Origin of the sequence: Thermogutta sp. (genome assembly GCF_014359955.1) — a bacterium.
Taxonomy (GTDB): Bacteria; Planctomycetota; Planctomycetia; order Pirellulales; family Thermoguttaceae; genus Thermogutta.
Window position 1 is genome coordinate 1 of sequence record NZ_JACIYL010000033.1, and the last position, 13,146, is coordinate 13,146.

At 57.0% G+C, this 13,146-nt stretch carries 11 protein-coding genes; 6 read left to right on the forward strand and 5 right to left on the reverse strand.

What is annotated here, in order from left to right; all coding sequences use genetic code 11:
* The coding region (locus H5U08_RS02100) for a DUF116 domain-containing protein (RefSeq protein WP_297029621.1) at positions 1-1,379 on the reverse strand (1,379 nt) is incomplete at its 3' end.
* 86 nt (positions 1,380-1,465) lie between these two features.
* A complete protein-coding gene (locus H5U08_RS02105) occupies positions 1,466-3,427 on the reverse strand; it encodes a prenyltransferase/squalene oxidase repeat-containing protein (RefSeq protein WP_297029623.1) in 1,962 nt (653 codons plus the stop codon).
* A 236-nt stretch (positions 3,428-3,663) separates the two neighbouring features.
* On the opposite strand from H5U08_RS02105, the gene H5U08_RS02110 reads away from it, so the two are divergent.
* The 4 genes from H5U08_RS02110 to H5U08_RS02125 all read left to right on the forward strand — a co-directional run bounded on the left by H5U08_RS02110 (position 3,664) and on the right by H5U08_RS02125 (position 7,693).
* A complete protein-coding gene (locus tag H5U08_RS02110) occupies positions 3,664-4,857 on the forward strand; it encodes a radical SAM protein (protein ID WP_297029625.1) in 1,194 nt (397 codons plus the stop codon).
* A 139-nt stretch (positions 4,858-4,996) separates the two neighbouring features.
* Positions 4,997-5,488, forward strand: coding sequence for a phosphohistidine phosphatase SixA (sixA, locus tag H5U08_RS02115; protein WP_297029627.1), 492 nt, complete (start codon positions 4,997-4,999; stop codon positions 5,486-5,488).
* Positions 5,489-5,627: 139 nt separating this feature from the next.
* The gene (locus H5U08_RS02120; protein WP_297029629.1) at positions 5,628-6,497 is read left to right on the forward strand and encodes a metallophosphoesterase; all 870 of its coding nucleotides are present in this window, start codon (positions 5,628-5,630) and stop codon (positions 6,495-6,497) included.
* A 239-nt stretch (positions 6,498-6,736) separates the two neighbouring features.
* Complete coding sequence (locus tag H5U08_RS02125; RefSeq protein WP_297029631.1) at positions 6,737-7,693, forward strand: metallophosphoesterase; 957 nt, start codon at positions 6,737-6,739, stop codon at positions 7,691-7,693.
* Positions 7,694-7,919: 226 nt separating this feature from the next.
* On the opposite strand, the gene H5U08_RS02130 is transcribed toward H5U08_RS02125, so the two are convergent.
* Both H5U08_RS02130 and H5U08_RS02135 read right to left on the reverse strand, forming a co-directional pair.
* Complete coding sequence (locus tag H5U08_RS02130; protein ID WP_297029633.1) at positions 7,920-8,792, reverse strand: hypothetical protein; 873 nt, start codon at positions 8,790-8,792, stop codon at positions 7,920-7,922.
* A 60-nt stretch (positions 8,793-8,852) separates the two neighbouring features.
* The gene (locus H5U08_RS02135; protein ID WP_297029635.1) at positions 8,853-9,371 is read right to left on the reverse strand and encodes a sigma-70 family RNA polymerase sigma factor; all 519 of its coding nucleotides are present in this window, start codon (positions 9,369-9,371) and stop codon (positions 8,853-8,855) included.
* 232 nt (positions 9,372-9,603) lie between these two features.
* Here H5U08_RS02135 and H5U08_RS02140 point away from each other — a divergent pair, with 232 nt between their 5' ends.
* On the forward strand, positions 9,604-9,855 hold the full coding sequence (locus H5U08_RS02140) for a hypothetical protein (protein ID WP_297029637.1): 252 nt from the start codon (positions 9,604-9,606) through the stop codon (positions 9,853-9,855).
* 154 nt (positions 9,856-10,009) lie between these two features.
* On the opposite strand, the gene uvrB is transcribed toward H5U08_RS02140, so the two are convergent.
* Complete coding sequence (gene uvrB, locus H5U08_RS02145; RefSeq protein ID WP_297029638.1) at positions 10,010-12,094, reverse strand: excinuclease ABC subunit UvrB; 2,085 nt, start codon at positions 12,092-12,094, stop codon at positions 10,010-10,012.
* Positions 12,095-12,351: 257 nt separating this feature from the next.
* On the opposite strand from uvrB, the gene H5U08_RS02150 reads away from it, so the two are divergent.
* A complete protein-coding gene (locus H5U08_RS02150) occupies positions 12,352-12,774 on the forward strand; it encodes an iron-sulfur cluster assembly scaffold protein (protein ID WP_297029639.1) in 423 nt (140 codons plus the stop codon).
* The last annotated feature ends 372 nt before the right edge of the window (positions 12,775-13,146 follow it).

Below are 13,146 nucleotides of genomic sequence, written 5' to 3' on the forward strand. Positions count from 1 at the left end.
CCAAATGCATGCGCGAATTTGCGAATTTGCGGAACCCACTCGGGCAGCGGGCCAGCCAGCCGCAGACCAGCCAGGACAGAGACTTCGAACGCCGGGCCCGTCTTCATAGCGTAGATGCGGAGAATCTGGGGGATGCGAACCGGCTCCAACGGGTTGCGAGCCAGCCACAGTTCTGCACCCTGTCCAGAACAGAGTTCCACATGGGCCTGAGAAAATATTCGGACCAGGTCGGCCGCCAGTTCCGCGGACGCCCCGCTCGATGCGATGGCCGAGTAGCCCAGCCCAACCAGATAATCGCCCACATTCAATGCGATGGGTATACCCCATCGCTCGTGGAGCGTCGTTCGTCCATAGCGATAGCGGTCGCCGTCCTCGATGTCATCATGGATTAAAGAAGCCTTGTGGAAAATTTCTACCGCCAGGGCGATCCTCTGCACGTAGGCCGGGACCTCCGGTTGTGCATGGCCCGATAGCCTTGTCAACCTCCCGCCCACGATGGCGTCATACACTCCCAGCGTGATGAATGGACGATAATACTTACCCCCCTCTTTGAGATAGCCGTAGCCGATGTCCTCGGTGACACTCAGAGGGTCTTCAGCGGTATTTCCCGCACTAGCTGCCGCTAGTTGCCGCGGGAGGAGTTCCTCCGCATTGTCCCGAACGATCTGCACGGCAAGGCGCATGAGTGGCAGATAGGATCGCCCGACGGCAGTGCGCGGGACATATGGCGTTTCGATCATCTCGACAATCCAGTCCTCGTCGGTGGCCGTGTCCTGACAACGATCGACCAACAACGGGACGGCCATGCAGGGGATACCCGCCATCAAAACGCGTTCGAGAGAACGTTCCAAAGAATTGAGACAGGCTACCCCCAAAAGGGCGTCGGCTTCACCGCTGAGGATCAATCGCATCACAACGGGTGATCCCTCAGCAATGAGAATTCGGTATCCTTTTGCGCGAGCGATCTCCCCAAGCCAGCCCAGGCTGCATCCCCCGCAACCGAGGCACGCCAGGCCTTCCCGCGAATAAGAAGCCGCGCACAGGCTGGCGTTCCGCATACAATGAGGAAGCAGCAAGAGCCGTCTCTCGTAAGGGATATTCATCACTTGCGGCTGCCAAAAGGCCGAGCCAATGGCCACCATGGTCCATCCGAGATAGCCTCGGGGCAAATGGAGCCGCTTCAGCAAGGACTCAGCGGCTTTCTCAAGGCGCGACCGCGTAAGTGGCAGCGAATGATCGAAAGTGCCCGCTTCCCTGATTGCTTCTCGGCGGATCAGCTCCCGCACCCGCCTGTCCGCTGGGACAAGTTTGATGGTCGAGGAATTTTGGTGAGCTGCTGATTCGATTCGGGCATTTGCCACATCGTCGCGGTCTGCCATTCGTGCCTCGGTTTACCGGAAATGATTTCGGAGCTGAGCAAGGACCGTCATGTCGTCCTTAAAAAAATGTGTGTCTCCTCAACTGGCTAGTGACCCGTTGCCGACCGCAAGTACCGTCCCAGTGCCTCGACCGTAAAAATGAGCGGATACAGTTCTTCAAAGTACCAAAGCCGGGCAAAGTACAGGCCGATCGGGGTCGCCTGAGCCACCTTTCCTTCTTCCACGGCTTGCACAAGCCACATCGCTCCTCGGATTCGCGTCTCCAATGCGCCTGCATCCGGGAGGGCGGAGAGTGCCGCAACCGCCAGGGCTGTTTCCTCTATGGAGCCGGAATGATCCCGGTAAGCCACCTGGCCTGGTGGAGGCAAATCGTCGGTCCAGAACCCCCAACCCCAACTTCCATCGGGATTCTGATTGCCGGTCAACCATTGGATGGCCCGCCTCCAGCAATCCGTATTGTGGGCATCCATGTCTGCAAAAGCAAGTAAGCACCTGGCAGTGCCGTAAACGGGATTAGCCTCGCCCGGAAGCCACTCGTTTCCAAACCAGAGAGGTAACCAAAAGCCTTCCTCAGTTTGACAATTCACCAGGAACCGCATCCCCTTGTTCAGCGCCCGCACCAACCGTTCTCTGAAGACGACTCGCCTTTTCCAAAGCCGCTCAATGAAGCGGCGGAGCGGCGGTGCGAAGCGATCGGAAAAATCCAGAGATTGAAATTCCTCCGCCCCGGCGTCCAGGGACTTCAAGATTTTACTCCAACCGTGGAGTGCCCGCATGGCATGGGCTGTCAGATCGACAGCACTGCGATCAAACGGAAAGCGCCCCCAACCGCGGCAGAAGGTGGGCCAGCCCCCGTCCCGGTTCTGTAAGTCCAGCAGCCACTGCAACCCCAAAATGACGTGTGGCCAAAGGCGGGCCCTCTCTCGGACGCTGACGTGTGGCCAGATATTGGCCAGCGCCAACAGGGCACCGGCAGTATCGTCAGCGTCCGGCACTGCGCCCGTCTGGTCAGTCCAACCCCAGCCTCCCGGTGCAGCCCCGGTGAACGGGTGAATCTCCAGCCATTGACACCGCGCAAGCCATTCCAGGGAGACTAAAGGCAGAAACTGACCATTCGAGGTCGTTTTTCCAAGTTGAGCGGCGTGAACCGCGTTCATCGTGAGTGTGGTCAGCCATGTTGCAAGGTCAACATCGACGGGCCAGCTCCCGTCTTCCCGCTGATTGCGAAGCAGGAACTCCAGCGCTCTGGCTGCAATCGGGTGTTCCGCCAGCCCCGCCGTGATCAGGCACATCGCCACAAATGACGTGAGGGGAATCGCCTCGAGATAGCCCCCACTGCCTGGCTGCATACTCGAGGCCACCTGGAGACACCGCGATTGAACCGCGTCGCGAATCAACCGAACAGGCGGAAAAGAGCTTGGACACTTTTTGTGGCGTGCCAGGCCCACAGCGACCAGGGCGGGAATCGCATAGCTGACAACCGGCATTCTGAGGAAGCGGTACAAGGCGCGGGGAAACGCAGCCAGTTCGAAGGGAAGTTGAGGCACCTTTTCCCAGGGGAAAATCCCGGCAATCGCACAGTTGGTGAGGATCGGAGCGACGAACGTCTGGTCAGCCCCGTAGCGATCCCTCAGCCCCTGTAATTCACCCTGAGACTTGAGATACGCTTGAGCCGCCGCGAGAACTTCCCGGCAGTATTCTGCCTGGCCCGCCAAATGGATAGCGGCTGTGGCAAGATAGGTTGTCGCGATATTGGATCGGGAACGCTCCGTATCCCCCCACCCTCCATCTTTTTGCTGGGTTTTCTTGAGGTACTCGATACCCGTAGAAATAGCTTTGTCGAGGCTGGCCGTGTCCGCAACCGAGATCGTCTTTTGGGACGCGTTTTGCCTGTAAGCTGCCAGGGCGGAAACAGCCGTGGCGGTGGCCAGCGGAGAAGAACACAGATGCCCGCGCCAAAACCCATCTAGCGAGCGCCTGGCGAGCAAGAGATCCCAGACAGACTGGAGAGCGCGTTCGATCCGAGCCACCGTCAACGCGTCACTCATAACCATCCCGAATTCGCACAGTTACCCGTGGGCACGCGGCTTTTGTCACTCTCCGGCTGACCCAAGAAGCACCACGACACCTCCCCTGGGCCCCGTACAAACAAATCCAGCCTTCACCGCACAGCGTTCCATACACGCCGATTGAGCGTATTATAATCGGCAGAGATGTGACGTCTGCCGGTTGACAGACAGTTCGCGATGACATCCCACGCCGCTTGATACAAGGAAGTGGGGCCATGATACTTCCGCGTTTGTTATTTCGGGCAATGACGAGAGTTTCTCCCCGCAATCTGTACAACGCCTGGCGATTGTGGCTCGTACCCGGTATTGCTGCGCTGCGGAAATTCCGGGAAAGGCAGGCCAAAGGGGAATTCTTTCCGCCTTTTTTCTTCATCGCCCTGACCGATGCCTGTAATCTCCAGTGTCGGGGATGCTGGATCAGCAGCCAGGGGAAACCTCGGCAGCTAACGGTGGAGGATGTCACCTCGCTTATCAATTCAGCCAAAACTCAGGGGAACCGGTTCTTCATTTTGTTGGGGGGAGAACCGTTTCTTTACAAGGATCTTGTCACGATCTTGGACACCAACCCGGACTGCTATTTTCAGATCATCACCAACGGTACGCTCATTTCGGAGGAGAGCGTCCAGCAGATCGCTCGCGTGGGAAACGCCACTCTCCTTATCAGCGTGGACGGTTTTCAGCCGGCGAACGATTTTCGTCGGGGGGAGGGAGTGTTTGAGCAAGTTGTCCACGGCATGAAGTTGCTCAAGGAGCATCGGGTCTTATTTGGCATCGCCACAACATTGACCTCGACCAACTGGGAAGACGTGTTGAGCCGAGATTTCGTTCGCTGGGCGGATTCGCAGGGGGCCATCTATTTGTGGTACTACATCTACCGACCAGTCGGACCCACGCCCACACCCGAACTGGCCCTGAGCCGTGAGCAGATCGCTGCGGTTCGCAGGCGTTTACTCGCGCTGCGGAAAGAAAGTCCGATCATCCTGATTGACACCTATTGGGACGCTGCGGGACGCGCTGTCTGCCCGGCGGCAGCAGGCTTGGGTTATCACATTGGACCTGCCGGAGATATCGAGTTATGTCCGCCGCTTTCCTTTGCCACAGCAACCATCCGCGACAACAATGGCGACCTTGTCCAAACGATCCAGCAAAACAGTCTCCTCAAAGATTTCCGCCCATTTGTCCACTCCCATACTCGCGGGTGCGTCATTCTTGAGCACCCCCAGGAACTGATCCAATTCCTGAGAGATCACGGCGCCCGGGATACGAGCGGCCGGGATGCATATCATGAACTCGGCCAGCTTCAACCGCGTCCCAGTCATCACCTGCCCGAGGCTGAAATTCCTGAGGACACGTGGCTGTACCGCTGGCTCAAGAAAAATCTCTTCTTTGGCCTGGCTGCGTACGGGTGATCCCTCGGGCCTTCGAAAAAGCCGTTATAATGCACAAAAGTGTCCCGCCTGGGCCGGGCCCTCCGGTGGGTCAAAATTTATCTACGAACCGTCAGGGTGGTATGCGGATTGATCAGCATTGTCGAGAGGGGAGACATCCATGATCGTTTACGTCATTCGACACGCATGGGCGGAAAAACCTGACAGCTCACGCTGGCCTGATGATAGCCAGAGGCCCCTCACCGAGGAAGGAAGGCGTCGCTTTCGCCGCTTTGCCCGACGACTCGTCAAAAGGGGCCTTAACATAAGGTTGATCGGCACCAGCCCTTATTTGCGATGCGTGGAGACGGCCGAAATCCTCATGTCCGCTACCCGGGAAACGGTGTGCGTGGAGGCGGTACCGGCCTTGTCTCCGCAAGGCAGTTTCGACGAATTGATGAACTGGCTGCAAAAGCACGCGTCCGATCCGAAACAGAATATCGCCCTGGTCGGCCATGCTCCCGATGTCGGCGAACTGATCAGCCGGCTCGTCGGCGGGGGAAAATTCGACTGCGCCAAGGGTTCCGTGGCAGCCATCGAATTTAAAGAGCAACCCAAGCCGGGCGAGGGAGAGCTCCTTTTCCTCGTCACAGCGGGCCTGCTCAAATGCTGAAGCCCAAAGCCCATTGCACGGGGAAGGGCGAAAAGCGTCTGTCTTTTCGCGTAACCTGACCCGGGAGATAATGATCGGAAAGGGGCGCGGGCGTGAGGGGTCATGTCCTGAACAGCCAAGACCACGGAGAACGTCGCGGATGATTGCTACCTTCGAATACATCGAGCAAATCATCAACACATGCAAAAGAGCGGCACAGGCTAATCTGGAGACACCCAGCCGTCAGGGCAATCTCATCATGCTGACGTCGCAAGATGGCACCGACGTCATGATTACCGGCGATTTGCACGGCCATCGACGCAACTTCAATCTCATCCGGCGAATCGCCGCTCTGGACAAGAATCCTGGCCGACATCTCGTCATCCAGGAAGTGTGCCATGGGGGCTTAACGTATCCCGACGGCGGCTGTATGTCGCACACTGTGCTGGAAGACGTGGCCAAATTGAAAACCCAGTACCCCGATCGAGTCCATTTCATTCTCGGCAACCACGAGCTTGCCGAAATGACTGATTACCCCATCCAGAAGAACAAACAAATGCTCAATTTTTTATTCAGGCTGGGTATTCAGCATGTGTATGGCCCGGCTGCCGATCGGGTCCGCCAGGCCTACATCGAATTTATCCAGACCTGTCCCCTGGGAGTTGTTATACCAGGAGGTGTGGTGGTGACTCACAGCCTCCCTGAAAACGTGGACAGGCAGGGGTTCGACGTGAGCGTTTTCCATCGCCCCTTGGACATTCTGGAGTTTCTCGAGCACCGCAGCGTCTTCCGTTTGGTTTGGGGACGTGACTATCGAGAGGAAAACGCCGCAGCCTTCGCGCGACTCCTTCACGCCAACGTTCTCATTCACGGTCACGAGCCCTGTCCGGAAGGATACGCGGCACCCAACAACGTGCAGATCATACTCGACTGTTCGGCTGAGAAAGCCGGATATCTGATTTTGCCGCTGGACCGTCAGGATCCGTGGACGCATCAGGAAGTGCTGGCCCGCGTGAAACTTTTGGGATAACAGGACAAGCTTGCGGCGCCGCCGCGGCGGCCAGTCGTCTTGCCTGCCGCATCGATCCCACCAGCTTTCTTGTGTGGCATGATCCCCTTTTGTTAACTTTTCTTTAACTTCGCTCGCCGGTCTTTTCGATTCCTCCGATCCGCCTAAAATTCAACCGGTCCGACGCCGGAACGATCCGGCACGTGGAAAAAACTCGGTTTGAGTACGCTGTCACTTCATGCTTGGGAGGTTCCACGCCCATGGTTTCCATCTCACGTCGTGATTTGTTGCGAGGACTGGGTGCCGCTTTCGGAGCTCTGTTCGCGGGCAGGGCTGTCAGCACAACGGCGTCTGTGCAGGAGGCATCAAACCCGGGGACATTTCGTTTTGTCCATCTGACCGACATTCATGTGCAGCCCGAACTGAAAGCCGCTGAAGGTATGGCGGCGTGTTTGCGGCACGTCGCCCAATTGGACCCGGCTCCGGACTTTATCCTTACCGGAGGCGATCTGGTGATGGATGCGTTGGAACAAGACGTCCGGCGGACGACGCTCCTTTTCGATCTTTTCACTCGGGTGCTGCGCGATAACACAAACCTGCCGGTTCACCACTGTATCGGCAATCACGACGTGTTTGGATGGGGCAAAAAGCACGGGGTGACACCAGAAACGCCTCGGTACGGAAAAAAGATGTTCTGCGAGGTTTTCGGCTACGAGAAAACGTATTACACATTTGACCACAAAGGCTGGCGATTCTTCGTGCTCGACAGCGTCCAACCGTCAGAAAAACTCCTCTATGAAGGAGGACTTGACCCCGAACAATGGGAGTGGCTGGAAGAGCAACTTCAGAAGAAACCGGCCAACATGCCCGGCGTTATCGTGAGCCATATTCCATTCGTGACTGTGACCGTCCTGCCAGATGCCGTACAGGACTACCAGTTCCGCATCGGGGCGGCCAGCCTGTGCAAAGGTGCACAAAGGGTTTCGTTACTGCTCCCCCAGCACAATGTACGTTTGGCACTTTCCGGACATATTCACATGGTTGACGAGGTCGAGTACCGCGGTGTCAAGTATGTGTGTGACGGCGCCGTTTCCGGTCGATGGTGGAAAGGGGCAAACAAAGGGTTTCCCGAAGGATATGGCGTCTTCGATCTCAGTCCTGATGGCTCCGTGAAATATCAATACGTGACATACGGCTGGCAGGCCGTTCAAACCTGATTGCCGTCACCAAATACCCTCGTTTACGGCACCTGAGGCTCGCGCCATCTTGACCACGCCCCCATCAGCAGGGTGGGGACGCGGTCATAACGTCTCCAATTAAATCAGCCCGCGGTTTTACGAAAATCCGGCTCAACAAAGCGCCGAAGTGCCTGGAGCCTTTCCGGCTGACAGGAACCCCTGATGTCCTGTTTTTTGGGACAATTGGGTTAAAAGGACTACGGGGTCATGTGATCGGACTGGGCGGTTTCAAGAATCGCTGGTAAACCCGTGGGCCCCCGAGAACCGCCAGCAGATAGGCAGTGTCCGACTCGCACCACCAGCCGAGGCTTGTGCGACTGGTTTGCAGTTGCGGGAAATACGGAGGAAAACTAGGAAAATCGGGCAATTTCACATTGAGCACAAACAGCGAACCACGTTCCCCGCTGGGCTGTGTGATGTCAAAGACGACCGCCGTGTTCGCCATAACGGTAACCTGCCGCCACGTAATCGTGCTGCCCAGATACAAACGGATTTCCCGACTGAATCGGGCTCCCGCCGGTGGCGGATTTGAATTGAGCGATTGACCGGTACCGAACTGGTCGAGCGTTTGCTCGAAAACCCGCGCCACCTCATTGGCGATCTCGACGGACGATAGCGGTTTCGTTCGCTTTTGGTTCCGCCATAGCCACAGGCCCACACCCCCAAGCACGCTGGCACAAATGGCCGAAACTCCGGCGGCGACCCAAGCGCGGCGGGACATTCGCCGCCTCGGGTTCGTCCCTTCTCCACAGTACGCTCGCCCTGCATGGCCTGCTTCGGGCTCCGCGGTATCCAACGTAGCGGAACCCTCGCTCCCAGTGCGAGACATACCTTCCAGCTCGCTTTTCAGCCGGGATAGAATCCGCTCTTCCAATCCCCGCCGCGGTGGAATGGCTTGGAGCAGGCGAGCAAGATCCCCATCACACTGTTGCACTTCCTGCCAGACGGAAGCCAACTCGGGTTGGGATGCCAGCCGCTTCTGGAGTTCCTGCGCCAGCGGGTCTTCCGGAGATCCCTGGTGCGGTCGCAGACACTCAAGCAGTTCCCGATCGGAGATTTGTTTCGGATCCCAATCCATCGAGTATTATAGCGCTTCTGTGGATTTCTTGAGACTATTTCCGGCAAATTTCCTTGACTCTTAATGATCACTGTCCTGTCGGGTCACCGCGAGTACCTTTTTTCGCAGCGCCTCTTTTGCCCGGGACAGGCGACTCATGACAGTTCCAATAGGAATCCCAAGCTGCTCCGCGATCTCTCGATATGATGCTTGCTCAAAATAAAACATCAGCAGAATGACCCGTTGATCGTCGGAGAGTGCGTTCAGCGCATTCTGAATCAATTCGCAGTCCACCTCATCGTCGCCCGAATCCAACGCCATGATCTCTTCCGCCTGGTCGCCGAGGGGGTGTGCGACCATTCCCTTATTCCGGCGATGCCGGACCAGGAACTGATTTCGGACGATCGTCAACAGCCACGATCTGGCCAATTCTGGATTTGCGAGCTGATGGATGTTCTTGACCGCGGCCAAAAAGGTCTCCTGAGTCAGGTCCTCGGCATCCGCCGCTGAGCCCGTGAGCCGGTACGCATACCGGTACACGTCCTGCGCATACCGTGTCACCAGTTGCTCGATCAAAGGCGGCACCGAACCCTCGGCCATGACTCTCGTCCTTACAGATGATGCGCCCAATCCCGCCATTATTCCTTGGCCCTATTATCCCGTTTGAGATGCCAGAGGAAAACAGGCGGCGCAAATCTCTTTTTGGTTTTTTGTGCCCATTGCCCGAGAAACTGTGGTAGCGTCCCAAAATTCTCTGGAATAAATTTGGGCCAACACGCATCCATACCAATATACGCCTGCCGAATGGTGGTGGGCAGGTCAGGAGGGTTAGGTGTCTTTTAATGAAAGGGTTTACCTCATGAAGCGTTTGGCTGTCTTGCTTGTGGTCTTGGGTTTGAGCGGCTTGTTCGTGGGTTGCCAAAAGAAGGAGGCAGCGCCTCAGCCGACAGAGAAACCTGCTGCCACCTCTACCGAACAGACTGGTAGTGGAGAGCAGAGTTCCACTGAACAACAGGCGCCGGCGGGCGAGCAGGCCCAGGGCAGCGGTGAATCCAGCAGCCAGGGGAGCGATGCTCAACAGTAAGGTATGGTTCAGGACAATCGATGAGTTGCTGGTTGTCATGAGTGGGGAGATTTGAAACTCCCCCGAGACCAGAAGTCAATGTGCCCACCCCTGCAGCAAACTATCTGCAGGGGTGTTCTTTGTGCCGAAGGTGTACCGAATTAAGAGCCCCCTTTCACCGTTTTCGACGACGGGATCCGGTGATATTGATCCCCGGTGAGGGATGAATCGTGTTTCGTCGAGGCCCTTTCCGTCCCCGTTTGACCGCAATCAATCGCACCTCATCGAGCGGTTTGCCAATCTGTTTCCGCAGTAACTGAATCCGATCGCGAATGGCGGCCGCCCGCTCGAATTCGAGGGCCTCCGCCGCTGCCATCATCTCGGCCTCAAGTTCTGCAATGTATTCCTCGGTGACGTACTCCACCTCATTTGTGCGTCCTACCATGGCGTTAGCCCGGGCGTGAGCCTCCGCCTCGGCTTCAATGCCTGCCCGAAGGTTCTTGCGCACCGTTTCCGGGGTAATTCCGTGGGCCTTATTGTACTCTTCCTGAAGCTTCCGACGGCGCCGCGTCTCCTCGACTGCCCGCTGCATGGACTCAGTAATGCGATCTGCGTAGAGAATAACCTTCGCATTGACGTTTCGGGCGCACCGCCCGATGGTCTGTATGAGCGACGTCTCACTGCGCAGAAATCCCTCCTTGTCGGCATCCAGAATCGCGACAAGGGAGACCTCCGGCAGGTCGAGCCCTTCCCGCAGAAGGTTCACCCCTACGAGCACGTCGAATTCCCCTTTTCGGAGATCGCGCAAAAGTTCCACCCGCTCAAACGCGTCGAGCTCGCTGTGGAGCCACTTGCATCTGATGTTTTGCTTGGTCAAATAATCCGCCAGATCTTCCGCGAGACGTTTGGTGAGTGTGGTCACCAAGGAGCGTTCCCCCTGAGCCGCCCGCTCACGCACCTGGGCAATGAGGTGGGGAATCTGATTTTTCGCCGGAACAATTTCCACCTCGGGGTCGAGCAATCCCGTGGGCCGAATCACCTGCTCCACCACCTCTCCCCCCGCCTGTTCAATTTCATACGGCCCGGGCGTTGCCGAGACGAAGATCACCTGGTTGATTTTCTGCTCCCACTCCTCGAATTTGAGGGGCCTGTTGTCGAGGGCACTGGGCAGTCGAAAACCGTGCTCCACCAGCGTCAATTTGCGACTGTAATCCCCGCCGTACATCCCACGGATTTGGGGAACTGTCACATGGGACTCGTCCACAAACAGAAGAAAATCGTCCGGGAAAAAGCTGAAGAGGGTTTCCGGTGGACTTCCCGGCGGCCTTCCCGCCAGGTGGCGACTGTAATTCTCGATTCCGGGACAGTATCCCACCTCCTGCAATAACTCCAGATCGTACCGGGTCCTGGCGCTGAGCCTCTGCGCCTCCAGAAGCTTTCCTTGACTTTTCAGTTCGGCCACCCGCTGCTCCAATTCCTCTCGAATACTCTGGATCGCGGCCTGGATGCGAGACTCCGGAAGCACAAAGTGCTTCGCCGGGTAGATGAATACCTGATCATGCTTTTGCAGCACCTGCCCCGTCAGGGGATGGATGGAAGCAATCTGCTCCACTTCATCCCCCCACAATTCGATTCGATAGGCAAACTGCTCATAGCTGGGGAAGACCTCCACGCAATCTCCACGGACCCGGAACCGCCCTGGCTGAAACTCGAAATCGTTGCGTTCATACTGGATGTTGATCAACTTCATGAGGAGCTGGTCCCGATCGACGATCTGGCCCCGTTGCACACTGACCATCATGTTCCGGTAGTCCTCGGGCGATCCCAAGCCGTAAATGCAAGAGACGCTGGCCACAATGATGACATCCCGGCGTGTCATCAGCGCGCTCGTCGCCGCCAGCCGAAGGCGATCAATCTCTTCGTTGATGGAGGCATCCTTTTCGATGTAGATGTCCCGTTGCGGGATGTAGGCCTCCGGCTGGTAGTAGTCGTAGTAACTTACGAAATAGTGGACGGCGTTGTACGGGAAAAATTCCTTAAACTCCGCGTAAAGCTGTGCGGCGAGGGTCTTGTTGTGGGACATGACCAGGGTCGGTCGCTGGGCGAACTGGATCACGTTCGCCATTGTGAACGTCTTTCCCGACCCGGTAACACCCATGAGCACCTGGGCCCGCTTTCCCTTCCGCAAACCCTCGCAAAGGGCAGCGATAGCCTTGGGTTGGTCCCCCGCCGGTTTGAAGGGGCTTACGAGTTGGAACATCGTCGACTCCTACCCCGTAGATAAAATACGGATTGATGTGGTGAATCGTCGATCAACAATACGGCATTTCCCGTTTGTGGGCCGTACTCGCCATTCTGCGATCCGGCTTGAAAGGGATCAGCGAGATAACGGCATCCTTCTGTCATTCTATCGCAGCGCCGCGGCAATGCGGGTGTTCGATTGCCCCCTGGGACGGATCCACCTAAAATGGGGTAGATGGGAGTGGAATCCATACTGAAAATATCCCAACGCGTGCTATGGACGACGACATTTATCAGGAACGCATCCTCGAACATTACGAATCCCCCTACCATAGAGGGAAGTGCCCGGGTTGCACGCACTGCCATGAAGACCGCAATCCGCTTTGCGGAGATGTGGTCCGGATGGAGCTGCGAATTGTGAACGGGGGAAAGATCGAGGACATCTACTTCGACGGGGAAGGCTGCTGTATCAGCCAGGCAGCCGCCTCGATGCTCACAGAGCTCTTCGATGGAAAGACCGTAGAGGATGTGAAAAACTTCAGCGCAGAAGACATGCTGCGCTACTTTGGACCGCGATTGACACCGAATCGCCAGAAATGCGCCCTCCTGCCGTGGCGCGTTCTCCAGGCCGCCATTTATTCTCCGTGTGCCGAGTCCCACTTAAACGGCGGAACCACCCACACCCTGCCAACCCAATAGCTATTCCCGATCAGGGCGACCGCCTGGTTGCGGGTCGGCTTCGGAAAGGTGAAATATCAGATCCTCTCTGTGGTTTGCTTTTCAAACCGGTGTGTCTCCCTGACCGCTATCGGTGATCGATAAGAACGCGAAAAATGCGGGGAAGGGCTCACGGGCTTTTTCAACTGACGCGCGGGTAACCTTCTGGTGGGTTAGTCTCTCTTTCTCCCGCCGCTACAATTAAACAACGTACCTCTCCAACATGACGAGCGGGCTTGGGCCAGTCGAAGAGTGGGTTTGTGGATCGTGTCGGGTTTGGGAAAACCCCGATGTCGCCCAGACCGACACCCTCCGCGACGATAAAAAACGCTTTTCGGCGGATCCAATTCATCC

Excerpts from the sequence above, each read along its gene's own strand:
- H5U08_RS02105 (WP_297029623.1), bottom strand. The coding sequence starts at position 3,427 with ATGAGTGACGCGTTGACGGTGGCTCGGATCGAACGCGCTCTCCAGTCT.
- H5U08_RS02110 (WP_297029625.1), top strand. The coding sequence starts at position 3,664 with ATGATACTTCCGCGTTTGTTATTTCGGGCAATGACGAGAGTTTCTCCC.
- sixA (WP_297029627.1), top strand. The coding sequence starts at position 4,997 with ATGATCGTTTACGTCATTCGACACGCATGGGCGGAAAAACCTGACAGC.
- H5U08_RS02120 (WP_297029629.1), top strand. The coding sequence starts at position 5,628 with ATGATTGCTACCTTCGAATACATCGAGCAAATCATCAACACATGCAAA.
- H5U08_RS02125 (WP_297029631.1), top strand. The coding sequence starts at position 6,737 with ATGGTTTCCATCTCACGTCGTGATTTGTTGCGAGGACTGGGTGCCGCT.
- H5U08_RS02130 (WP_297029633.1), bottom strand. The coding sequence starts at position 8,792 with ATGGATTGGGATCCGAAACAAATCTCCGATCGGGAACTGCTTGAGTGT.
- H5U08_RS02135 (WP_297029635.1), bottom strand. The coding sequence starts at position 9,371 with ATGGCCGAGGGTTCGGTGCCGCCTTTGATCGAGCAACTGGTGACACGG.
- uvrB (WP_297029638.1), bottom strand. The coding sequence starts at position 12,094 with ATGTTCCAACTCGTAAGCCCCTTCAAACCGGCGGGGGACCAACCCAAG.
- H5U08_RS02150 (WP_297029639.1), top strand. The coding sequence starts at position 12,352 with ATGGACGACGACATTTATCAGGAACGCATCCTCGAACATTACGAATCC.